Here is a 24,402-nt window from a genome sequence, read left to right on the forward strand (position 1 = left end):
TTAACTTAACAAATCCGAGGTAATAATTCACCAGTTGGTAAATCTAAAAAGCGTTTAGTACCCCATGAAGAGTTTAATAAAACTTTTCCTTTATACTGATTAGTAACACTAGCTATTATTCTTGAAGTCTTATGTGTTTCTTGTAATATTTCTAAGGCTTTTTCTTCATCTTCTTTTGCTACTGCTAAAAGAAAAGTACCTTCATTAGCAAGATTAACTGCCTCAAAACCTAGCATTTCACATATACCTCTAACTTCTTCTCTAACAGGAATACTCTCTTCTTCAATTTCTATACAAACATCAGAGCTTTTAGCCCATTCATTTAAAACAGCACTAACTCCACCTCTAGTTGCATCTCTTAAAGCAACTATATTAATTCCAGAATCTACAAGTTTCTTTATTTCAGGATAAAGTGATGCACAATCAGTTTGTAAAGTACTAGTAAGTTTTATACCCTCTCGTTCTGCAAAAATTGTAGCACCATGAGTACCAATATCTCGACTTACTAAAATACTCATCTCTTCTTTTAAAGCAGATGCAGAAATTCCTTTATGTTCTATTTCCCCAATACCTGTAGTATTTATAAATAACTTATCTACACTTCCTTTTGGAACTACTTTTGTATCACCACTTACAACAATAGCACCATTTATATCAAGTTCTTTTTTCATTGATTTAACTATTTTTTCTAGTTCTCTTGTTAAAAAACCTTCTTCAATAATAACGGAACAAGTTAAGTATTTAGGTTTAGCTCCCATCATAGAAAGATCATTACATGTTCCACAAATTGCTAGTTTACCAATATCACCACCAGGGAAAAATAAAGGACTAACTGTAAAAGAATCTGTTGTAAAAGCTAGTTTACCCTCTTCTATAACTGCGGCATCTTCACTTTTTGATAAAATGTCATTTTTAAAATGTTTATAAAACACTTTTTCAATTAGCTCATTATTCTCTGCTCCACCATTACCGTGTGCTAGTGTAATTGTTTTTATCATTTTGTTCCTTTTTTAAGTAGTAGTACTAAAAGTTAAATTTCCATATTTATAATATGCGGCACAAGCACCTTCGCTACTTACCATACATGAACCAACAGGAGATGTAGGTTTACAGGCTGTACCAAAAATAGTACACTCTTTTGGTTTAGCCATTCCTCTTAATATATCCCCACAAATACAAAGTTTATGGTCTTCTATTTGGGAGATTGGAAGTACACTTGAATAAACTTTTTCAGCATCATATTGTGCATATTCATCTCTTAACTTTAATCCACTATCAGGAACATTACCAATTCCTCTCCATCTAAACAAACTCATTTTTTCAAAATAAGTATTTATCAAGTCTTGGGCTTTTAAATTACCATCATAACTCACTACTCTTTTGTATTGTATTTCAAGCTCACATCTTTTTTCTAAAAACTGTTTAATTATCATACTAATACCCTGCATAGCATCTACAGGTTCAAATCCAGTTACAACAACTGGACGTTCATAATCTTTTGGAAACTTTTCATAGATTTTAGATCCAGAGATAACACTTACATGACTAGGTCCTAAGAAAGCATCAATTTCATTATTATAAGAATCTACATGAACATCTCGACTATCAATAAGTTCAACCATTACTTCAGGAACTGTTACATGATTTATATGAAATAAAATGTTTTTTATTTTTTTACTTATAACTTCTTTAACAAGAACTGCTGTCATAGGAGTAGTTGTTTCAAAACCAATAGCAAAAAAGATTACCTTCTTATCAGGGTTTTCATGAGCTATTTTAATACACTCCATAGGTGAATAAACAAAACGAACATCAGCACCTTTTGCTCTAGCATCTTGTAAACTACCATTTGATCCTGGTATTTTTATCATATCACCTAATGTTACTAAAATAACATTTTCTTGCATTGATAAAACATATGCATGATCAATTCTTTCTTTTGGCATAATACATACAGGACAACCAGGTCCATGAATAAAGTTTATATTTGATGGAAGAAGCTGAGGTAAACCAAATTTCATAATCGTATGCGTGTGACCACCACATACTTCCATAATATTAATAGGTCTTTTTAACTTTTTTGCATCTTCTGCAATAATTTTGGCGTATGCTTTAATTGTTTTGGCATCACGAAAATCATCATAGAGGTTTTTGAGTTCAAGTTCCTTCATTACTCTTAATCTCCTCAGTATATGTTGCTCCACGCGCTGCACATTCATCATCTTCAAGAATTGCTCTTTGCCTTTCTTCTTCATCCATGTGATTTAATATTTCTTTATATGTATCAATAGAAGATAAAGCTTCTTCCTCATCAATTTTATTCATAACAAAACCAATATGTAAAAGTACATAATCTCCTAAACTTACATCACCATCTTCCATCATCATTAGATTAGCATCACGTTTCACACCCATTGTATCAACAGTACACATTGTTTCATCTTCTGAGATTTTAACCACTTTACTTGGAATTGATAAACACATATTAGCCTCTCATTTTACGTTTAAATTCTATCCAATTGGCAACTGCTTTAACAGAATTTAAATCATTCACATTTACTTCTAAAATATCAACACTTGGTTTTAATCTTCTAGCTTCTGCTTTTTCTGCTTCTATATCATATTTGAAATGTGGCAATAAATCTGTTTTAGTAATAAGTACTAAATCAGCTTGACGGAACATCACAGGATATTTAGCAATTTTATCTTCACCTTCAGGTACTGAAACAAGTACTATATTTAAGTGTGTTCCTACATCATATGAGGCTGGACATACAAGATTTCCAACATTTTCTACAAAACAAATATCTATATCATTAAGTGGCATATGATGTAAACCTTTATGTACCATAAAAGCATCCAAGTGACATGCTGTACCTGTTTGTATTTGTTCAGCGTGTATTCCTTTAGCACGTAAACGATTTGCATCTCGTTCAGTTTCTAAATCACCTTCTATAACTCCAAATTTAAACTCTGCAACGTCACTTAGGTATTCTAATAGTGTTGTTTTACCAGAACCTGGACTAGACATAAGATTAACACCTAAAATTTTATTATCTTCTAAATGCTTTCTATTATGATTTGCTTCTTGATCATTTTTATCTAATATTTTTTGAATAACAGAAATAGTTTTTGTATCGTTTAACTGAGGGTTATGATGCAAATGTTCATGCGCTTTTTGATGATCACTAGATTTATTTTCTTCATCTGTCATTTTTTCATGAGAATGAAATGTTTTTCCGCCATCATGACTATGTTCATGAGCGTGTTCATCCATTCCTCTTATACTACATCCACAATCTGTACACATATTTAATCTCCTATCCTAATAAAATATTTGTTCCTACAATAAGTGAAATAATACCTACTATAGAAAATGTTCGTCTTACATTTGTAAGACTACCTAAAAATCTTTGATTTATATAAAGCATGAAAAGTCCAAATACTCCAAAAATAAGCATAACACCTAAAGTAAATGCAGCAACCATTGTCAAATCAACAGTACCATTACTAACAGCACCTAATGTAATAAGCATACCTCTTACACCACCTGCTCCCATTAGAAGTCCTAAGCTAAGAGAAGAAGTCATAGCAGTAGAATCATTATTATGCTCATGTGATTTACCAAAGTAAATGTGAATATGTTCTTTATTTTCATGGCTATGCTTTTGTAATTGAATACGCTTAGTTATTACCATAAAGAGTAAATATACTCCCATTCCTATAATAACTGTTGCAGAAACAATATCTCCATATGCTAATAGTTCTTCTGAAATTTCTACAGATTCTAATAGTTTTGCAAAAATAAAAAGACTTACTCCATGTCCTAAAGCAAATAAAAATGTTATAAGTAGTGTTTTTCTTTGATTTTTTCCAACAGAAAAATCAGCTATAGCACTAAGATGATCAGGACCAAAAGCATGAAGTATTCCATACCAAAATATAACAAGTAAAGTTAATTCCATATATTCTCTCCAAAATGAATGTTTATTCATTATAATAGTATTTAATAATTAAATATTTATTAAGAAATTTACTTCTACTCTATTTTAGGAACTAAATAGTATAATAATTAATGAAATGTATCTATTGTAATCATCCTCATACTTATGCACTTGCCAATACGCAAAGAAAATGCAGTAAATGTAAAAGAAAATTTAGCCTGAAAAAAATACAAAGAGAAGAAAGAGTTTTCGACCATTTTAAAAAAGGTGACACAGCAAGACAAACAGCTATTAGTACTAAAATGCACTTTTTAACTATTCAAAATTACTTTGAAAAATTTAGAAAGAATATTGCAATTTATGCAGATGAAATATATCAAAAAAATTCTCATAGAGTAACAAACTATGATGAATATCTTTATTTACCAAGAAGTCTTCAAATTGAAACAAATATAGATAAACTTCAACATTTTCTCACATTTTGTTATGATGATACGATTTATAATATAATGATGCCTAAGAAAAAACTATCATTGATTAAAGATGATGATGAAAAAGAGCATAAGCTTTTAATGAAATATCTTAAATTTAATACAATATCAAAGCTTTCAAAATCTCAAAATACTATTACAAGGTTTTGGGATTATTTTGAAGAGTTTATTTGCCGTTACAAAGGTGTGAGTGATGAAAAGTTTATTTTTTATCTTAAAGAAGCTGAATGGAGATTTAACCTTCAAAGAAAAAATATAGAATAATTTAAAGGAATACATATATGAAACACCCAGTGAGAACTTACCTAAAAAAAGGTGAAACTTATCAATTCTGTACTTGTGGACAAAGTGAAGATGGCGTACTTTGTGATGGAAGTCATAAAGGTACTGATTTAACTCCAAAAGAGTTCATAGCTACGAGAAATGCCGAATTTTTATTATGTCTATGTAAAAACAGTACCTGTACACCTTTTTGTGATGGAGCACATGCAAAACGTGAGAAATTGGACTTAGATTTTTTATTAGAATAAACAAAAGTATTTAATATTTTAAAGGAATTTAGGTGAAACTTTAAATAACTGATTTGAAAAGTACTATTTAGTTATTCCATAATTCTTTAAAACTTATGGAACTTTGTAGTTTTTAATTTTTGAACACTTTGTGGAACAGGAAAACTCACTTGAGTGTTTTCTGTTCCAAACATAAGAGGTTTTGTAACTTTTTCTAAGTTTCAAACTAAATTATTGTTTCTCTTGCATCTTTTCTATCATTTGTTCTTTTAGTTCTTGAAGTTTTTGTTCTTGTGTAACTGAACCTGCAATGATTCCTGCAGATAATAGTAAGATAAAAATAGCAGCTAGTAAACTAAAAATATGAGATAGTATTTTCCCTTTTTGTTTTTTATTAGCTAAATACTTATATAGAAGTACCCAAACTAAGATGAATAATATAAATGGAATAACTTTCATTTATTTCCTTTTTTTGTAAATTATAGCAAATACATTTACAATAAGAAATATAATACTATTGGTATAGCTATAACACTAAAAACGGTATTTTGAGAATGTTCAACAATTCAACTCTTTTTGGAACAAGCTTTTCATTAGTAAAAACTGCTTAAAATATAAGAGGTTGTTGAGAAAGATATTATGATGAATTTGATTACATAGATATTATAAAGCAAATAAAATATATTAAATTATGTGCTTGAAATAAATATAGAATATATATTGTTTATTGATATATGAAAACCCACACATATAGAAATTTATTTTCGTATTCCAATCCGATAATGTTTTCATACATACATATAATAGTACTTTCTTGATTATGCAAAGTTATCGATAGGCGACGGTGAACAGATGATTTAAAATTAGTCTTAAAAAAGTTATATATTCTATTTTATTTTTATTAGATTTAAAGAGAATTTAAACACTTCCTTGGAATGAAATCAATTTATCATTCAAATAAAAAATGAGTATATAAAATTGTACCCCATGTTACTACAAATATAAAAATACTTATAAACACCACAGTACTTCCAACATCTTTAGCTCTACCTGCCATTTCATGATGTTCAAGAGTAACAAGGTCAACAACTCTTTCAATAGCACTATTTATAGCTTCTGCTAAAAGCATTCCTGTTAAACTAGTAAACATTAAAAGTTTACTAATTATTGTTACATCTATTATAAAAAGAGTAGGCATTAGAATTATTGCGATTATTAATTCTATTTTAAAAGATGTTTCATATTTTATTAAATCTTTTAAACCTTTTAATGCATAATTTGTATTTTTAAAAAAATTGTATTTTGGTTGATTTCTCAATATTCTTCCTTTTATTATTATTATTGTTGTTGTACATATTTTCTTTTTCCCATATAACTAATTATTTTATAAATAATTAGAACGAGTAGCCAAGCAATAAGCATTGTAATAATTGTATGACTTAAAAAATGGTCACCAATTAGCATCTTATACGTACCCATACTCCATCCAACAGTCAAAGCAAAGCTAAGTGCATATATTTGATTCCTTCGTTTTTTAAATAAAAAGAATAAAGAAAGAAGTGCAAAGCCACCACTCGCATGTCCTGCTGGCCAACATTTTATTTTTTTGTTTTGCATAAACTCTATTGGATAGGAATCAAGCAGTTTTACATCTGGATAATTTCCACCAAAAAATTCTATATTTTTAGGACAAGGCATATTTGTTGTAGCTTTTAATGCACCAACTGTTACAGGAATAATTATGGCGGATAATAAAACTATAATTAATCCCTTCTTATAATTAATTATAATCTTTTTTTTTCTAAAAAATATTAAACTACAAAGAATAAGAAAAGCAAAAAATATTAAAAGTTTTTTTATTCCATCATAAAGTAAAAACTTTAAAATAGGTTCACTACTATCTAAAGCCCAAGAACTTGTATCAAGATTATAAAAATAACCTTGTACGATAATATCTATAGCTGTGAATTCAAATAATGCAATTGTAAAAATCAAACATATAATAGTAATTAGAATATATTTAGTGAGATTTTTTTGCATCATTTAATATGTCCATCTCTTTTTCATAAACATCTGTTTCAACTTCAAAAAATGATAATAAGGTATGAAATAGATTATCCTGTGAAAACTTTTTATCGGAATATGATTTAAGTTTATCAACATCAATATCTTCTTTAATATCACCTTCACCAAACCACATAAATGATGCTACATGTTTTTGTTCATCAGGAGCCATAAAATAAGGCATTCCATGTAAGTAAAGTCCATTCTCTCCTAAGCTCTCTCCATGGTCGCTCATATAAACCATTGCTGTTTCATAATCTTTTGAATATGGTTTTAAGAAGTTTATAGTTTTAGATAAGAAGTAATCAGAATATAAAACTGCATTATCATAAGCATTACTAACTTCTTCTTGTGTACATTGCTCTAATTGATTAGTTTCACAAACTGGCGTGAATTTTTCGTAATCTTTTGGGTACCTCTTATAATATGCAGGGCCATGATTCCCCATTTGATGTAATACAATTAAAATATCTTTATCTTTATTTTTTTTAATATAATTGTCTAACCCAATAAGCATACCCTCATCTCTACATTCATCATCGCAAATTGTATTGTTTTTATTTGTTCGATAATCTTCATAATCAACTCTGTCTGCAACACCTTTTGAACTTGAGTTGTTATCTCTCCATAGAACTTTTACATCTTTTGTATTGATTAATACATCTAATACATTTTGAGTAGTAATCCCTTTTTTATAATCATAAGTATCACGATCATAAATAGAAAACATACACGGTACTGATTGTGCAGTTGAAGTACCACATGAATAGAAGTTTGAGAAATTAACTACATCTTCTTTTTTAAGTAAGGGGTTTGTCTCTTTTTCATAACCATTTAATGAAAATCTATCAGCTCTTGTAGCTTCTCCTACAACCATTATTATTAATTCTTTTTTATCAATTTCATCTTCAGTTTTTTGGATTTTTGCATCAAGTCCTATAGGTTTTACAACCATAGGACCACTGTTCATTGTTTTGCTAATATAATTTCCTGTACTATAAATCCAATAAATCGGGTTTACATGGTATCTAAGAGGTTTATGTTCTCTAAAAAAAGAAGTATAGAATTTACTAAAAGAGAAGATTGGAAGTATAACAAAAATTAAAGCTACAATAATAGTTCCTACCTTTAATAATAATTCTTTTTTTAAAGGTCTGTATTCTAGTTTTATTTTATAAACAAAATAAGAGGGCAATATTCCTAATAATAAGACATAAAAAACTAGTTGAAAACTAAATAAGTCACTAGATTCTGCTAAGTTTGTTTGTAAAGAGTTTCGTATCATTTCATCATCAATAACTACACGATATGTATCCATAAAATATGCAGTAAATGAAGAAACCATTAATGTAATTATTAAAAGAGGTTTAGTTGTATATTTTGAAGAGAGTAGTGTAAATAAAAATACAGTAAATGCTACTAAAACAATAGCAAGAGAACAAATATATAAAATATTTTTACCTACGGGTTCATAAATTGATATGACATTTGTAAAAAAAGATAAATTATAAAAAGTTGCAAAAAATATGGCAACTAATAGTATAAGTTTATATTGTGAAATAAATTTCATTATTTTCCTTTAGTTTCTGATATTAATAAATTAACAATTGAAAATGAAATGAAAATGAAAGAGAAATTTATTAGATTTAAAATTTTCCTCGTAAAGAATGATTAACTCCACCTATATGCTTACTAAATCTAAGAATCTACCCATAGTTACCTTTTTTTGTAAAATCAACATTTACTAAGTAAGAGGACTATTTTTCTCTTTACTTATTGATAAAGTAGACAAATAACCTTTTAGACCGCATGATGATATTTTATTTAAATTGTCTTGAACAAATAAACTTCCAACAAATAATCCTAAACTCAATATTGTAATTTTTAACATTTTTATCTCCTTATTAAATATATTTCCTAATGATATATAGTAAAAATGAAATGAAAATGAATGATTTATAACTAAGTTTTCATTTTCATTTCATATGGGTAAATATAATTAAAGAAAAAGAAGGAAATATTTTGGAACATTTAAATATGAATTTATTTTTATTTATAAATTCATTCGCAAAAATAAGTGAATTTCTAGATAATATAATGATAACATTTGCTGAATATTTGCCATACTTATTTCTTATAATAATGGTTTATACATGGTTTACAAATAAAAAGAATGAAACATTATATGCAGGATATACTGTAATTCTTGGTTTATTAATAAATCAAGTTATTGGTTGGTTTATTTATCATAATAGGCCATTTGTAGATGGGTTTGGAGTAACATTAGTTATACATAAAGTTGAAAATTCTTTTCCATCTGACCATACTACTTTTTTAATATCAATTGCACTAGCATTTTTAATATTTAAATCTTCTAGGAAAATTGGATATCTATTATTTATATTAGCCATAATAGGAGGTATATCAAGAGTTTATTGTGGAGTTCATTATCCATTTGATATAATTGGTTCACTTGTAGTTTCTATAATGGCTATTAGTTTAATTTATACGACAAAAGATGACTTTAACAATATAAATTTATTTTTAATAAATACCTTTAGAAGAATAGAATTTTGGAAAAATTGAAAAAATTGAAAAGGAAATCTTATAATGGATACATCAACATTAAGTAATCAAGTGAATCATTATGTATGAAGTAGCTGGATTTATTGTACATTTTTTTTCAAAAGAAAAAATAGAATTATTATCAACACTACAAGTTTTTAGATTTAAAGAATTATTTCTATTTTTGTTCCTTTATTTAGAACAGATTCAATTTTTAATTGACCATTATGAAGTTCAACACTATTTTTAACGATAGATAATCCTAATCCAAAACCTTCTATAGTTTTATTTCTTGACTTATCAGCCCTATAAAATCTATCTGTAATCAAAGGCAACTTTTCTTTTGAAATACCAATACCCTCATCTTCAATGCAAAAATGCATCTTTTCATTTTGATAAAGTTTAATTATTATATTTTTATTATCTAAAGAGTACTTAATAGCATTATCTATAAGATTTGAGAAAATTGTTTTAAGAAGTAAAGGATTTAATTTTTTAGTAATAGTTTCCATTTTATCGATAGTAAGAGTAATATTTTTATTTTTTATTTGAGTATCATATTTATAAATAGTATCAAGCAATAATGAATCAACACTTGTTTCTTCAAAAGTCTTTTTTATATTCTCTTTTGAATATTTTGTTAATAAGAGTAAGTTTTCAATGATATCTTCAATTTGTTTTATTTCATAATAAACTGTATTCATAGAATCAATATAATATGAGCTTTCTCTCTCCCTTCGTAATGAAACTTCAATTTCCCCTCGAATAACAGTTAAAGGTGTTCTTAACTCATGTGAAACATCGCTATTAAATCTATCTAAATTCTTAACACCATCTTGAAGTCTTTCAATCATAGTATTAAAGGATTCTATTAATTCAGAAATTTCATCATTATGTTTATGAGGAGGAATAGTTTTTGAAAAATTATTTATAGTAATATTCTTTGCACTTCTTGTTATATGGTTTATTGGTATTAATATTTTATCAATAAGTCTACTTCCTAAAAAAAGTAAAGTGAAAAAAAGTAAGGGTTCAATAACCAACATAACTTCTATTATGTCTTCAATCTTATCATCTATATTATCTTCATATAAGATGATTTTTAACTTATTATTTACCTTTAAAGTATAAATAGCATGCATACTTTCATCATTATGTATTAATAAAAAAGATTTTTCATTATCTAAATAAGAACTTATCTCTTCAAATTTAAAATCATCTGTTTTTTTTATTATTTGCTCATTCTCAAATAATGCAGCTTTAGAAGAAAGGAATTCTCTTTTATTAAAATTTTCTTTATTATCATTTAAAAGATTTTCTTTTATAAAAATTGCTTCTTTATATAATTTTGATTCAAAATTAAAATAAGTATTTTTTTCAAAGAGGAAATAGAAAGAAAAACTAAATATTAATAAAACTAAAAAAGTACTACTTCCAAACCAAAATAGTATGCGTGTTTTTAAACCTTTAAACTTCAATTTTATATCCTAAGCCTCTAAAACTTTTTATTAGATTTTTACCTATTTTTTTTCTAAGATGATAAATGGTTACTGGGATCACATTACTATTTATAAATTCTTCATTATTCCATAATTGTTGCTCAATCATACCATTTGAAACCATTGAGTTTTTATTCTTAATTAGAAAAAGTAGCAGTTCATATTCTTTTGCAGTTAATGATATTTCGATGTTCTCTTTTTTTACAATTTTCTTACTCATATCAATATTTATGTCATTTATTAAAACTTCATTTTTGCCATCAGACAAGATTCTTCGATATATTGCTTCAATTCTTGCTATTAATTCTTTATAGGAAAAAGGTTTAGATAAATAATCATCTGCTCCATGATTTAGTCCTAATACTTTATCATCAATCTCACTTTTTGCAGTTAACATTAATACCGGAATAGTAATATTCTTTTTTCTCAAAGATTTTAATATCTCTATCCCTTCTTTGTTAGGTAGCATCCAGTCAAGTATGATTAAATCATAATTATTCATACTTGCTAAATATTCACCTTCTTCTCCATCTTCTGAAGTTTCAATAAAATGACCATCTTCAACTAATCCTCTTTTTAAAAGAGATACGATGTTAGGGTCATCTTCAATTAATAAGATTTTCATAGACTACCTAATTCATTAATCTTTCTTTTCTTTTTCGTTCTCATCATTATCTTCATGCTCATCTTCTTTATCAGATTTATCTTTTTTATCAACTTCTTTATGTAATATTTTACCATTTCCGGCATCAACTATAAAATCTATACTTTGATTATCTTTGATAACTTCAGCTTTATAAACTAAATTACCATCTTCATTTTCTAATTCTACGTTTATGATTTTACCAGATTCTTCTTTTCTTAAAATATTAATTACTTCATTAACATCAATTTTAGCATAAGATTTTTCTTCATTTTCTGATATATCATCATTTACTTGAATTGAACTTTTTATTTCTAAATCTTTTTTCTCATCATCTAACTCTATATCATTAGCTAATGCTACACTTCCTATTAAACTTAATCCAATAAGACTTTTTACAAAATATGAACTTTTTTTCATTTTAAATCCTCGTATAATTTATTCAATAATTATTCTATTGATAAGGAAGTATAAGTACTGAAAATGAAGTATAAATGAAAATTACTGTTAAAAAACATTATATTAAGCAGAGGACTTATATGCTTTCTTTTACATTAAAATCTTTTGATAAAAATTAGTTTTATAAACTAGTATTCAGTGATACTAAATTAATGTTCTTGTTATACACTAAAACTACTTTTATATTTTCCGGCATCTAGTGAAAAACATGTTTTCAGTTTTCGTATATATTTTAAATTTGTAAATGATATTTATTTTAATATTTAATCAAATAAAATTTATATTTGGAATTGCAAGAAGTTCCACTCTAGGACATGAAAAGATGGCTCATAATAATAAGTTCCACAATCTGTACCTTTTGCAACTCTCACTCAATAAGTAGCAAAAGATATACTATTATATAATTATAATAACTATTACTTGCTTACACAAAATTTTGGATAATCTTGTTAAGTTATGTACTATTTAAATAAAAATAAGGACCTAATCCTTATCTATTTTATAATTTTCATGAAGTTGTCTTAACTCTAGCTTATTATATTTTAATAGCTTGTCTTCTTGTAGTTTTTCTTTATATTTATCTATATCAAAATCTCTTAACATATCTAATTTCATAAATTCAACTATTCTTTCATTATAGAAATTTGCTAGTTTGATTATAAAGTTAGTATATCCATTTCTAGTATTGTTAATTTCAAGAGAATAGTATTTTAATAGCTCTTTAGATTTTTCTATATAGATAGGAAACTTCTCAATAAAAGTAATTAAAATTTCTTTTGCAGCTATTTTAAATTTATCTTTATTGACTCCTAAAATATCAGCAAGTCCGTAAAAATCTTCAACTCTAAACTTAACCTTTTTATGCAAGTATCTACTATTGATAGATAATCCCAGTGCATCACTATTTCCATAATAAACACCAACTGATATAACATCATAAAGAGGAGCAAGAATATTTTTTTCTCTTCCTATATTTAGCGCACCAATATTTTTTGCATGAAGATCACTATGGTTAATAATACTAGAGTAAAAATAGAATCTCAACGCATCAAACTTTTCATCTTCACTATATATAACCTCATTTAGTTTAGTAAACAATACTTCACTAGTCGTTTTGTATTTTTGAGTACTTTTAATACCAAGATATTGAGCAAAGTCTTTTTGATGATATTTATAGTTTTCATATCTGTCATATCTTTTTGTAATATAATGAAATTCTTTTTCTCCTTCTATTAATGCAGTATATGGTACATTGAAACCCAATTCATTTTTCGCAAAACTCATAAACAGATGTTCATTAATTGCAATATGAGGATAATACCCTTTATCTCTTTTTTTAAACTGCTCAAAATAACTAGATAAATCTTCACTATATGGTTTTAATAGATATAAAGCAACTTCATCTTTTGTAACCTCTGCAATCTCTTTGTTTTTAAAATCAATATCAATATCTACCTTATTCTGATTTCCACTCAGTGCAGAGTGTTCACCTTTTGTTTTAGCTGTTAATATTTCTTTTTCTACATTAAGATTGAATCCATATAAAACATTTGGATAATCATTGCTTCCTAGAATTTTATTTTTAATACTATACCAAGAAGGTCTATTTGAATAATCACTTACATATTTACTTTCTTCATAGCTATTTATAAAGTCATATGCACCATGGGTATTTTTTAAATGTACTAACAGTTCAGATAAATATTCTGTATTATATTCATTTATTAACTTATCTCTTCTAGCATATTCAGGAATAAGATTTTCAAACTCGGGAAACAAGTCAGGGCTTTGCACATTTTCTAAAAGGCTAGTAGGTTTCTCTCCTTTATAGTTTTTATCATATGTAAATTCAAAACCATTTGCACCAAATTGAAGTACTCCAAACTTAATACCCTCTTTAAATACTGTAATCTCTTTTGCAATATATTCATTAATAATCACTCTAGAGTAAAAAGTACCTTTTCCCGAACCAGATTTTTTTGCTAGGCCATGTTTAATTAAGAAGTTAATATTATCTAAAAAAGTTCTTCTAGGAAGTCCAAGTTCTTTTGTAAGTTCACTAGTTGTTCCCTCTTTTACTTTTTCAAGTATTGCAATAATATTTCTTTGATTTCTTGATAAATCATCAATTTTCATAATCTTCCTTTCTATGCGATACTGTGCGAAATACCGAATATTTAAGTTTATATTAAATATTATCATAAAAATGGTGATAAATCAATTTTTCTTTGTGCGGTACTGTGCGAAAAGTGTAATTTTTAAATTTAAATTAATATTTACCTAAACTAACTCCAAAAATCTTGTACATTCTCTTTTTGAAACTTATATCCTAAAACATCACAAAGAATATCTGAAGAATAAGAATTGTTTTTATCTATTATATTACTAAAAGATGGTTCTTTAAAATTGAACTTTTTACTATTTTGAGTAAATATTTCTTTTTTTGTTGATTGAATTGGTGCTACAACATTAAATATCTTATTTCTAACATTTTTATCAATAATAATTTCAATAACACCTATAACATCATCACGATGTACATAATTTGTAGTAGAATCGTTAGTCATTTTGCCAGCAGTATTTTCTCCCGCAATTCTATCATATCCCATAAGTTCACCAAGTCTTAAAATTACTGTGTTTTCATCTTTTATTTTTGCTAATTCTTCAGCATCTGCAATTAGTTTATCATTATCATAAAAAGAAAGAGAACTTAAAAGTATCATTTGTGTATTAATAGCTTCATTTAAAGAAACAGAAAAATATACATCTTCTATAACATCTAAGTATTCATCTGAAGGTGGCACAGCAATAATCAAAGCATCACAATTATAAAAGCCTACTAAAGAGTCCATATTAATATCACGACATAGACAATTTACTTCATGTCCTTGTTCTTCCATTTTTGTTTTAAGAGCATTTCCTACCCATCCACAACCTAAAATAGCTATCTTTTTTTTCTTACTCATCTTTTTCCTTTTTGTTTCTTTTTAAATTATATATTTTTTTATAAATTTCTTTGCTTGTAGCGTAAATATAGTGTTTCTCTTTACTTAATGTAAATTTAGTAGTAAAAGTAGCTATAGGTAATGAACGTAGAGGTAATACAGATTCTTTAACACTTACTTCATAAGATAAATCAATATTTTGATAAACATAAAAAGATTTATCTTCAAACATATAACTTTCAATATATCTGCTTTTACTATATCCAATACCAATCATAATAATTGAAGCACTACCTATATAACTTAAGAAAAATAGAGTGTATCCTGTAGTTTTCCAAAGTGCTTTTTTTGTTTGATTATCATAAATATTACAAATTATTTTATATGCAAAAAATATTGATAATAAATATAAAAAGATAATACTAATATTAACAATACTTATAAGAATAAATGACGGAATCCATTCTATAATATTTAGTATAAAGCTTAAAACTAAACAAAATGTTACTTGTATAAAACTTTTTAAATAACTCATTAGTTTTTATATCCTGATGTATTAATTGTAGACATAACTTGGCCTAAAGCAATTCCACCATCATTAGGAGGAATCATGTTAGAAATTATAGCCTTTGGAAATCTATCTAAAACTAAACTTAAAAGCACTCTATTTTGGAAAACTCCGCCACTTAAAACTAGAGGTAAATCATAAGGCTCATATACTTTAACTATTACTTCAACTAAAGTATAAAAAAACTTACTTACAGCAGTTGAAATATCTTTTTCTTTTAACAGTAAAGGAAGAATAGGAAGTATATCTATTTTTCCATTTTCATAATTAAAAGGATAGTATCCTGTAACTGAACTATCAAATAATTCTTCTAGTAACATTCCACTTTCACCCTCAAAACTCATAACTTGGCAAATACCAAGTAAGGATGCAACTGCATCAAATAATCTTCCTACTGAAGAACTTAATGGTGAATTTAATCCTTTTTCCCATGCTACATAATAAGCTTTAAGTTCTACAGATGAGAATGCTCTAGTAGTAGGATTATCCAACTCAAAAACATCTTTTCCATAAAGACTAAAAAGTACTGAAAGAGCAACTCGTTTTGGTTCTTTAATAGCTTTTGTTCCACCTAAAAGCTTAAAGTATTCTAGTGAAGCTATTCTTTTGTAGTCATCAAAATCACATACTAAAAACTCACCACCCCAAAGCATACCATCATCACCATAACCAGTACCATCAAAGGCAACTCCAAATACTTTTTCTTTTATCTTTTTTTCTGCCATAACAGATAAGATATGTGCATAGTGATGTTGAACTTCTTTACCTATAATTTTCTTATTATTGCTTATTATTTTATTTGCTATCTTAGTTGATTCATAATTAGGGTGCTTATCGTAAGCAATAATATCTGCTTTAAAATCATATATTCTCTCTAATGTTTCGATATTTTTTTCATAGTATTCAACAGATGAAATACTAGATAAATCTCCAATATGAGGAGATAAAATCACTTGATTATTAAAACCAATAGCTATTGTATTTTTCTGATTAGCTCCAAGAGCTAAAACATTACTCTTTAATGCAAAAGGTAATGTAACTCTCATAGGAGCATATCCTCTAGCTCTTCTAATAACAATTGTTTGTTCTTTTACTACCATAACTACAGAATCATCACAACCATTAACAATATCTCTATTATGGTCTAAAATATAATCATATACTCCATGTAATTTTTCTAAAGTTTCTAAGCTTGTACAAATTGGTTCATTACTTATATTAGCAGAAGTGAATACTAAAGGACGGTTAATATTATCTATCAAAAGTAAATGAAGAGGAGTATAAGGTAATAAAAGACCAATATAAGAAATATTAGGTGAAATAACACTTGAATGTTTTTGTTTCATTTTAACAATCACAATAGGTCTTTCTTTTGAAAGTAAAAGATTCTCTTCATCCTTAGAAATAACTGCAAGTTCTCTAGCCATTTCCATATTACGAACCATTACAGCAAAAGGTTTTGTTTCTCTTTTTTTTCTATTACGTAATTTTATTATTGTACTTTCATTTGTTGCATCACAAACTAGATGATAACCCCCTACTCCTTTAAGAGCAAGAATATTACCTTCTTTTAATAATGAAACAGTTTTATCTACTTCATTTGTTTTTATATCTATTCTTTTTGCAACCTTATCTAGTAACTCTAGTTTTGGTCCACAATCATTACATCCAATAGGTTGAGCATGATAGCGTCTATCAAAAGGGTTATTATATTCTGTTTCACAAGTCTTACACATCTTAAACATTTTCATTGATGTTTTGTTTCTATCATAAGGTAAATTATGAATTATAGAGTATCTTACCCCACAATGAGTACAGTTTATAAAAGGATATTGATAACGACGATTATTAATATCTAAAAGTTCTTTTTCACATTCTTTACAAACACTTACATCAGAAGGAATATTAACAACAACATCACCTTTACTTTGAGTTTTGATAATTTCAAAACTATCAAAAGCTTTATAATTAATCTTTTTGTGTTCGATAGTTTCAATAGAAGCTAAAGGTGGATATTCGAACTCAATCGCTGTTAAAAACTGTTTTAAAGTAATGGTATCACTATTAATAATTATTTCAACACCACCACTATTATTACTAACTGTACCAGTTAGTATGTATCTTTGAGCAAGTGAGTAAACAAAAGGACGGAACCCTACACCTTGCACAGTACCAGTGATATTTATTTTATAAGTACAAAGCTCCATATACCGCATTCTCCTTACCTATAGGAAAGTTCTTATTCATTAGAGGTTTTTTAGCCCCAAGTGTTTTTTGAATACTAGCATAAAGTGATTGATTTGCAAAAGTTTCACCACTAAGAACTACTATATTACTTCCTACTTTGTCACAAAGTTGAGGAACAAGTTCTCCTATATAATCACCAAAAGATTCATAAATACTATAACAAATATAATTATTCTCTACATCTCCTAATTGATAAGACATGATACTTGTTAAAAATGCGTAATTATCAAAACGATTATCTTTGATTTTAGTATCTATTTGTAATCCACCTTTTCCTAAAAAACTAAGAGATTCAGAGGAAATACCTTCAAAACTCTCATTTTCAAGTCCAAGAGTAATAGCTGTAACTTCAAAAACATCCATATCTCCTTCTAAGTTATCTAAACGATCCCATATTTTAGGATATGCTTTTTTATAATTATTAACTAATCTATCAGAACCGTCTCTAAGTGTTCTAATCTTTTCCCACAAGTTATCGGATTCAAAAGGTATTGCTGGTACTGCATTTATAACTTTTTTTCCATTGTAATATAAAAAATTCAAGCTTCCATCAAAATGAACACCAATAGCTTTTTCTCCAACTTTTTCATATTCTGCAAGTACTGATAGCATCGACGCTTCATATTGTTCAAATTTATTCTGATTATTTTCTTCATTTCCAAAATTCTTTTGAGCATCTAGTACATATAGTTCTGATGTATATACAGAATCAAATACACTAAATGAATCTATAATACTTTCTTCTTCTAAAGGAACGCAAGCTAAATCATGTGCTACAGTAACCCTAGCTTTTTCATTTTTTGCTATTGTAGGGTAAATAATACGTTCACCTGAAATAAAAAATTTTGCATCTTGATTAATAAAAAGTTTTGTATCTTTTTGTGTATTTATAGGCATATCAAAATCAACTAAGAAATCAGCTTCTTCATCACTACTACATTCTATATAAGCCATATACTCTAAACCATGTTTCACAGCTTCTGCTGCTAAAAGCATTGTCATACCATCATCTGGATATTTAACCAAAGCAGATGAACCATAAAATTTCTTTATTTCATCACTTTTTGTTGCAACTCTTAAAAGTGGACGTTCAATACTAAGTAAAGCATTAAACTCTTGTTCAACAAGCATTAGATGCTTATTAAAACCTGCAGAATTTGCCATAAGTAATGTTGATAAGGCAACGTTATTTTCAATATGTTTTGTTGAAGTATTTTGAGGCTTAGATAGACCTATATCAACTTTATTTGTTGTAAATTTTATTTTATCTATTGAACTAGCATTTGGTTTTGGATAAAAAAACTTTCTATATCCATGTATTGTTTTCATTAAAACAGTTTTACCTGTGCTAATTGCACCTGCACTTACTTTAAAAAGATTGTGGTAATCTCCTTTATTAAGAGCCATATGTTCTGTTTCTTGATTAAGCATTCTTAAGCCTATACCACATTCTATACATGAAATCAGGGGATAGTCTTTACGTAAAAAATTAGTTTCTCTTTCTTTTTCACACTCTGAACAAGGTACTAAAAATTTCATTGTTGTATTTGCACGAATATAAGGATACTTAGTCAAAAAAGGATGTTGTGAACCGCAGCTATTACATGAAGTAAAAGGATAATAAAAACGACGAGAGCTTACATCAAACATTTCTTTTTGACAACTAGGACAAGGTGCTATATTTACAGGAAGATTTGACTGTTCTACTGCAACTAAAGATGGTTTTTCTTCACTAAAATAGTGATTAGCATTTCCTAAAAATAAAGAAGCAGGTAATAAATCTTCCATATTTAATAAAAAACTTTCTAATTTTTCGTCATCTTGATTAAAAATCATAACTATCTTATCTTTTGTTTGAACTATTTCTACTTCAATTTCTGTTTTATTCGCATATCCACGTATTAGTTTTGATATATAGTTCTTGTTTGAGCTAAATGTTATCTCAAAGATAAAATACATTACTTTTCCTGATTTTAAATTTTTATTTACTAAACAGATAGATTAAAAGATCTACCTGTGTACTAAATAAGTTTTGACATATCTGTAAAATCCGCAATTTTAGGATTTGCATAGGCTTCAATTATATTTTCAAAGCTTACTTCATCAGATTTTTTTCTTGTAAGTTCAATACCAGATTCTTTTAATTCATAAAGCGTTTCATCAACAAGTGAAGGCATATGCTCTAATGCCTCTGGTGTCATAGCATTTTTAACATCTATAATATCATGAGGAACCATGGTTATAAGTTGTACTTCACCCATATCTTCATGAAAAGAACATATTTCTATCATCATTGTTATTTCTACTTCATTTGCAGTTCTTCTTGTAGATGTTGAATTCGCCATTACCTGCTCAGAATTTTCTGAACTTATAGTACCAACAGGACCTATTTTAGATCCTGTTCCAACAACAATAACTTTATCATATTCTTGATAATAAGTCATCAAAGTAAACCCTAATGTACCACCCTCTACAATAGTTAGTTTAGGATGTTCTTCATAGTTTTCTTCGATATACTTTACTAAATATGCACCTAAACCTTCATCATGAAACATAATGTTTCCAATGCCAATAAGTGCTATTCTTTCATGGTTCAAATTTATGATTCCTTTTCAGTTTTCACAAATTTATCACCACCAACAACTATTGAAATATCACCCTCTTTCCAAAAAATTGTTCGCCATACTTGATAATAAATATGAAAAACTATCCATGTAATTAAAAGCCACATTGTCAAGTGATGAGAAATACGTACATCCATAATATTCGCACCAGTAGCAGTTGTTCCAATCATCCATGAACTAACTACTTGTGTCCAGTCTGTTGTAGCATGTAATATCCAAGGCCACCATGTTCCAACACTACTCTCTCCTGAACCTAATGCATGTACATAAAGCTGAAGACCTGTTAAAAGCATCCACCCTAAAAGTAAATGAAAAATTAAAAAATAAACAGAATTAAAGCTATCACTATGTGTTGAATCAAATTTCTTTCGTCGGTTTAGTGTTATTAAGTTTAAAAATACTTCAGCAAACTCTTTAATATTCTTTCCTGTAGGAATAACCTTTTTCCATGGCTTTTCAAAACGTGAAAAGAAGAAAAGATAAGCAATAATAACAGAAGTAACATCAAAAATAATAGCCACTATAAAGTGACCCCATCTATTCCAAGCCATTACATATTTGTCCACTGCATCATCAGCCATAAAAGTTTGATAATACGGTGCAGCAATATAAAGACCTGTAGCAATTGCTACAATCATTGAAATAACATTAACCCAATGAATGATTCTCATTGCAGGGGTCATACGTCTTATACGAGTATATCCTTCTTTATTCTCCACAATTTACTCCTTAAAAGGCACTAGTAGGGTCAACTTTATATACAGCTAACTCCTTACCATTAGTGTCCATAACATGTACTGCACAAGCAATACAAGGGTCAAAACTATGTACTGTTCGAATGATTTCTAATGGTTCTTCAGGGTTTGCTACTTTTGTTCCAATTAATGATGCTTCATAAGCCCCAATTTCACCATTTGGTCCTCTTGGTCCTGCATTCCAAGTAGAAGGTACAACTGCTTGAAAGTTAGATACTAATCCATCTTTAATAACAATCCAGTGACCTAATGCTCCTCTTGGAGCTTCTGCCATTCCTCTACCTTTACAGTCTTTACTTACTTCATCAAAATCAAAACTTGTCCAAGTACTAAGATCACCATTAGCAGCATTTTTTGCAAGCTCTGATGCCCATTCTTTCATACCATCTGCTATCATTTCTGTTTCAATTGCACGTGCGGCTGTTCTTCCAACAGTTGAGAATAATACTGAAATAGGTAAACCTGAACGCTTAAGAAAATCACCAACATATTTAGTAATAACTTTATCGCCTTTTGCATATCCTATAACCATACGAGCAAGTGGTCCAACTTCTACTTTACGTCCATCATAAAGTGGAGATTTAATCCAAGAATATTTACCTTCTGTTTTAAGATAAGCATATCCATCATCTTTTTTATCAAGTCCAGTATATTCAGGAATAGTAGTTCCAACATAAGGATGTTCTGGTTCACCTGTACCTTCAAACCATGCGTGAGTTACATCTTCAGTAATTTTATCTTCATCAAGTTCATGTACTTTAGAAATGTCTCCATCAAGTATTACACCAGCAGGTAAAAATAATGCAGAATTATAAAATCCTGTATCATCAAGTCTAAAGTCACCATAAGACATGAATGATAACAATCCTCCACCAGAACCACCAATAGCTTTTCCTAATGTACCTTTATGCTTAGTACCATGAAAAGATTGAGATGAATCCGTTGCTTCTTCTGCATAAGCCGTTCCTGCCATATAGATATCTGGAAGATATGCTCTTTTAACAAAATCAGTAGTTTCTCTTAATAATTCTTGGAAAAGAGCTATACGAGCAGGGTTTTGAATATCTTGAACACATGTAACTCCACCAACAACAATTGATTGAGGATGTGGAGATTTACCACCAAAAAGTGCATGCATTTTAGACATACGTCTTTGTACATCTAACCCTTTAAGATAGTGTGCTACACCAATAAGATTTTGTTCAGGAGTAAGTTTATATCCTTTATTCCCCCAATATCCATTTCCAAAAATACCTAAACGACCCTCTTTTGCAAATTTTACAATTCGGTCTTGAATATCTTTAAAATCAGTAGCTCCTGCAATATATGGAGTAGTTCCTGCAATTTTTGCCCATTTCTCTGCTTCTTTTGCAGTTTTAACTGGATCAGCTTTTGTAGCTGAAATAATATCTACAAAATCAAGAGCATGTAAATGATAAAAATGTACAAAGTGATCATGTACTTGAAGTGAACCTTGAATAAGATTACGTACAATTCGAGCATTTTTAGGAATAGTTACATCAAATGCATCTTCAACAGCTTCAATTGATCTTTGATAATGTGTACCAGTACAAACACCACAAATACGCATAGTCATTAATCCAACATCTCTTGGATCTCTATTTTTTACAATAGTTTCAATTCCTCTAAACATAGTAGAAGAACTCCATGCATCAATAATTGTATTGTCCTTATCAATTACAGCTTCAATTCTAAGATGTCCTTCAATTCTAGTAATAGGGTCAACAATAATATGCTTATTCCCATTTGAATCTGTTTGATGGAAGTTACCATCTTTTCCATGTAATTTACTCATTTAATTCTCCTGCCTTTTCCTTTTTACCCGCAACAGCACTTGCTGCTGCATGTATTGCAATTCCAACACCAGCAGCTGTTAACAATCCAAGACCAAACTCATCTACTGTTTTTTCAACTCCACCTGTTGGAGCTTTGATATTAGCATTTGCCATTGGTCGTTCATATGCGTACTTATCCCAAAAATCTGGTTCTGAACATCCTATACAACCACGCCCTACACCAATAGGCCAATTTACACCTTCATTGTAACGAATAATAGAACAGTTATTAAAAGTCATAGGACCTTTACATCCTACTTTATAAAGACAGAAGTTGTTTTTAGCCCCTTCATCTCCCCATTCTTCTACATATTCTCCAGCATCAAAATGTGCACGTCGTTCACAGTTATCATGGATTCTGTATCCAAATGCAAACTTAGGACGTAAAAGAGAATCAAGTTCAGGAATTGAACCCGTAAGTACATAATGCAATATAACACCAACCATATTAGATGGATTTGCAGGACAGGCAGGAATATTAATAAGTGGTTTACCTTTAACAACATCCATTACTCCAACTGCATCAGTTGGATTTGGAGCAGCTGCTGGTATACCACCATAAGTTGCACATGAACCAACAGCTACTATTGCTGCGGCACCTTCAGATGCTCTATGTAAATGATCTACAAATGTTTCACCTATAGCACCAATTGTTCCATAGTTTCCATTTAAACCTAAAGGAACAGCTCCTTCAACAAAAAGTAAATACTTTCCTTTGAAATGTTCCATTGCATCATTCATTTGTTTTTCAGCTTGATGTCCAGAAGCTGCTTGAAGTGCTTCATGAAATTCTAATGAAATAATATCTAAAATAATTTCATCAATTTTCGGTCCATCTGAACGTAAAAGTGCTTCAGAATTACCTGCACAATCTTGTAATTCAAGCCAAATAACAGGAACTCTATTCATAAGTACTGCCGCTTCAGCTACTAATGGTGTAAAAGATGCAGGAAGCATCAACATAGCTGTAGTTGCAGATGCCCATTTTAAAAAGTCTCTTCGTTCAAGACCTTGTTCTTCTATACTTTCTGTAAAGTCCATTCTGTTATTTAGAGGTGCAAGTTTTTTTAAATCTTCGATCCTCTGTTGACAAGATTCATATAGTTTTTCATAATATGTATCACCTTTATTAGTATCAACTTTAGCACTTTCTGCTGTAAAAAGTTTTTTTACAGATTCATCATTTGCTATATTCATTATCTCCCCTTTTTATATTTAATTGAATATCCATTC

The 24,402-nt window shown here is 28.4% G+C and carries 25 protein-coding genes; 3 read left to right on the forward strand and 22 right to left on the reverse strand.

Translation table 11 applies throughout. The features are described from left to right. Window positions 1–5 precede the first annotated feature (5 nt). Genes hypE through LPB137_RS07715 form a run of 5 tightly spaced genes read right to left on the reverse strand, consistent with a single transcriptional unit; the run spans window position 6 to window position 3,965 of the window. Window positions 6–998, reverse strand: coding sequence for a hydrogenase expression/formation protein HypE (gene hypE / locus LPB137_RS07695; protein WP_076086633.1), 993 nt, complete (start codon window positions 996–998; stop codon window positions 6–8). A 12-nt stretch (window positions 999–1,010) separates the two neighbouring features. Beyond that, on the reverse strand, window positions 1,011–2,171 hold the full coding sequence (hypD, locus tag LPB137_RS07700; RefSeq protein WP_076086636.1) for a hydrogenase formation protein HypD: 1,161 nt from the start codon (window positions 2,169–2,171) through the stop codon (window positions 1,011–1,013). Beyond that, window positions 2,158–2,484: a HypC/HybG/HupF family hydrogenase formation chaperone gene (locus tag LPB137_RS07705; protein WP_076086638.1), complete on the reverse strand. Its 327-nt coding sequence runs from the start codon at window positions 2,482–2,484 to the stop codon at window positions 2,158–2,160. The genes hypD and LPB137_RS07705 overlap by 14 nt, the downstream gene beginning before the upstream one ends. Window position 2,485: 1 nt before the next feature. Beyond that, window positions 2,486–3,310: a hydrogenase nickel incorporation protein HypB gene (gene hypB, locus LPB137_RS07710; RefSeq protein ID WP_076086640.1), complete on the reverse strand. Its 825-nt coding sequence runs from the start codon at window positions 3,308–3,310 to the stop codon at window positions 2,486–2,488. A gap of 10 nt (window positions 3,311–3,320) precedes the next feature. Continuing rightward, entirely contained in the window at window positions 3,321–3,965 is a 645-nt protein-coding gene (locus LPB137_RS07715) for a hypothetical protein (RefSeq protein ID WP_076086642.1), read from the reverse strand. A gap of 110 nt (window positions 3,966–4,075) precedes the next feature. Between LPB137_RS07715 and LPB137_RS07720 the strand changes: the two genes are divergently transcribed. Together LPB137_RS07720 and LPB137_RS07725 are read left to right on the forward strand one after the other, a co-directional pair. After that, the gene (locus LPB137_RS07720; RefSeq protein ID WP_076086644.1) at window positions 4,076–4,699 is read left to right on the forward strand and encodes a hypothetical protein; all 624 of its coding nucleotides are present in this window, start codon (window positions 4,076–4,078) and stop codon (window positions 4,697–4,699) included. A 17-nt stretch (window positions 4,700–4,716) separates the two neighbouring features. Further along, the gene (locus LPB137_RS07725) at window positions 4,717–4,965 is read left to right on the forward strand and encodes a CDGSH iron-sulfur domain-containing protein (RefSeq protein WP_076086646.1); all 249 of its coding nucleotides are present in this window, start codon (window positions 4,717–4,719) and stop codon (window positions 4,963–4,965) included. 210 nt (window positions 4,966–5,175) lie between these two features. On the opposite strand, the gene LPB137_RS07730 is transcribed toward LPB137_RS07725, so the two are convergent. The 5 genes from LPB137_RS07730 to LPB137_RS14220 form a co-directional block, all read right to left on the reverse strand. After that, window positions 5,176–5,403, reverse strand: a complete 228-nt coding sequence (locus tag LPB137_RS07730) for a hypothetical protein (protein ID WP_076086648.1) — start codon at window positions 5,401–5,403, stop codon at window positions 5,176–5,178. A gap of 490 nt (window positions 5,404–5,893) precedes the next feature. Then, window positions 5,894–6,262: a diacylglycerol kinase gene (locus LPB137_RS07735; RefSeq protein WP_076086650.1), complete on the reverse strand. Its 369-nt coding sequence runs from the start codon at window positions 6,260–6,262 to the stop codon at window positions 5,894–5,896. 20 nt (window positions 6,263–6,282) lie between these two features. Continuing rightward, window positions 6,283–6,987, reverse strand: coding sequence for a phosphatase PAP2 family protein (locus tag LPB137_RS07740; RefSeq protein WP_076086652.1), 705 nt, complete (start codon window positions 6,985–6,987; stop codon window positions 6,283–6,285). Beyond that, window positions 6,965–8,578, reverse strand: coding sequence for a phosphoethanolamine transferase (locus LPB137_RS07745; protein WP_076086654.1), 1,614 nt, complete (start codon window positions 8,576–8,578; stop codon window positions 6,965–6,967). Before LPB137_RS07745 ends, LPB137_RS07740 begins: the two co-directional genes overlap by 23 nt. Window positions 8,579–8,752: 174 nt before the next feature. After that, complete coding sequence (locus LPB137_RS14220; RefSeq protein ID WP_156981732.1) at window positions 8,753–8,899, reverse strand: hypothetical protein; 147 nt, start codon at window positions 8,897–8,899, stop codon at window positions 8,753–8,755. Between the two features lie 131 nt (window positions 8,900–9,030). Here LPB137_RS14220 and LPB137_RS07750 point away from each other — a divergent pair, with 131 nt between their 5' ends. Next, window positions 9,031–9,594, forward strand: coding sequence for an undecaprenyl-diphosphatase (locus LPB137_RS07750; protein ID WP_083657176.1), 564 nt, complete (start codon window positions 9,031–9,033; stop codon window positions 9,592–9,594). 143 nt (window positions 9,595–9,737) lie between these two features. Here the strand turns inward: LPB137_RS07750 and LPB137_RS07755 are convergent, their stop codons facing one another. The 12 genes from LPB137_RS07755 to LPB137_RS07810 all read right to left on the reverse strand — a co-directional run bounded on the left by LPB137_RS07755 (window position 9,738) and on the right by LPB137_RS07810 (window position 24,366). Beyond that, window positions 9,738–11,051: a sensor histidine kinase gene (locus tag LPB137_RS07755; RefSeq protein WP_076086660.1), complete on the reverse strand. Its 1,314-nt coding sequence runs from the start codon at window positions 11,049–11,051 to the stop codon at window positions 9,738–9,740. Further along, window positions 11,041–11,697: a response regulator transcription factor gene (locus LPB137_RS07760; protein ID WP_076086663.1), complete on the reverse strand. Its 657-nt coding sequence runs from the start codon at window positions 11,695–11,697 to the stop codon at window positions 11,041–11,043. Before LPB137_RS07760 ends, LPB137_RS07755 begins: the two co-directional genes overlap by 11 nt. Window positions 11,698–11,712: 15 nt before the next feature. Next, window positions 11,713–12,135: a PepSY domain-containing protein gene (locus LPB137_RS07765; RefSeq protein ID WP_076086666.1), complete on the reverse strand. Its 423-nt coding sequence runs from the start codon at window positions 12,133–12,135 to the stop codon at window positions 11,713–11,715. Between the two features lie 522 nt (window positions 12,136–12,657). After that, a complete protein-coding gene (locus tag LPB137_RS07770) occupies window positions 12,658–14,310 on the reverse strand; it encodes a HipA domain-containing protein (RefSeq protein WP_076086669.1) in 1,653 nt (550 codons plus the stop codon). 149 nt (window positions 14,311–14,459) lie between these two features. Beyond that, window positions 14,460–15,140: a Rossmann-fold NAD(P)-binding domain-containing protein gene (locus LPB137_RS07775; RefSeq protein ID WP_076086672.1), complete on the reverse strand. Its 681-nt coding sequence runs from the start codon at window positions 15,138–15,140 to the stop codon at window positions 14,460–14,462. Beyond that, window positions 15,133–15,654 (reverse strand): hypothetical protein, encoded by a 522-nt coding sequence (locus LPB137_RS07780; protein ID WP_076086675.1) that lies wholly within the window; start codon window positions 15,652–15,654, stop codon window positions 15,133–15,135. Before LPB137_RS07780 ends, LPB137_RS07775 begins: the two co-directional genes overlap by 8 nt. After that, the gene (gene hypF / locus LPB137_RS07785; RefSeq protein ID WP_076086678.1) at window positions 15,654–17,894 is read right to left on the reverse strand and encodes a carbamoyltransferase HypF; all 2,241 of its coding nucleotides are present in this window, start codon (window positions 17,892–17,894) and stop codon (window positions 15,654–15,656) included. Before hypF ends, LPB137_RS07780 begins: the two co-directional genes overlap by 1 nt. Next, window positions 17,875–19,893, reverse strand: coding sequence for a hypothetical protein (locus tag LPB137_RS07790; RefSeq protein ID WP_076086681.1), 2,019 nt, complete (start codon window positions 19,891–19,893; stop codon window positions 17,875–17,877). The genes hypF and LPB137_RS07790 overlap by 20 nt, the downstream gene beginning before the upstream one ends. Before the next feature lie 62 nt (window positions 19,894–19,955). Continuing rightward, the gene (locus tag LPB137_RS07795; RefSeq protein ID WP_083657180.1) at window positions 19,956–20,531 is read right to left on the reverse strand and encodes a hydrogenase maturation protease; all 576 of its coding nucleotides are present in this window, start codon (window positions 20,529–20,531) and stop codon (window positions 19,956–19,958) included. Window positions 20,532–20,533: 2 nt separating this feature from the next. Further along, window positions 20,534–21,241 carry a cytochrome b/b6 domain-containing protein gene (locus tag LPB137_RS07800; RefSeq protein ID WP_076089281.1) on the reverse strand — a complete coding sequence of 236 codons (708 nt, stop codon included), beginning with the start codon at window positions 21,239–21,241 and terminating at the stop codon, window positions 20,534–20,536. Between the two features lie 46 nt (window positions 21,242–21,287). Beyond that, on the reverse strand, window positions 21,288–23,129 hold the full coding sequence (locus LPB137_RS07805) for a nickel-dependent hydrogenase large subunit (protein ID WP_076086684.1): 1,842 nt from the start codon (window positions 23,127–23,129) through the stop codon (window positions 21,288–21,290). Next, complete coding sequence (locus LPB137_RS07810) at window positions 23,122–24,366, reverse strand: hydrogenase small subunit (protein ID WP_076086687.1); 1,245 nt, start codon at window positions 24,364–24,366, stop codon at window positions 23,122–23,124. Before LPB137_RS07810 ends, LPB137_RS07805 begins: the two co-directional genes overlap by 8 nt. Window positions 24,367–24,402: the final 36 nt, after the last annotated feature.

Origin of the sequence: Poseidonibacter parvus (genome assembly GCF_001956695.1) — a bacterium.
Taxonomy (GTDB): Bacteria; Campylobacterota; Campylobacteria; order Campylobacterales; family Arcobacteraceae; genus Poseidonibacter; species Poseidonibacter parvus.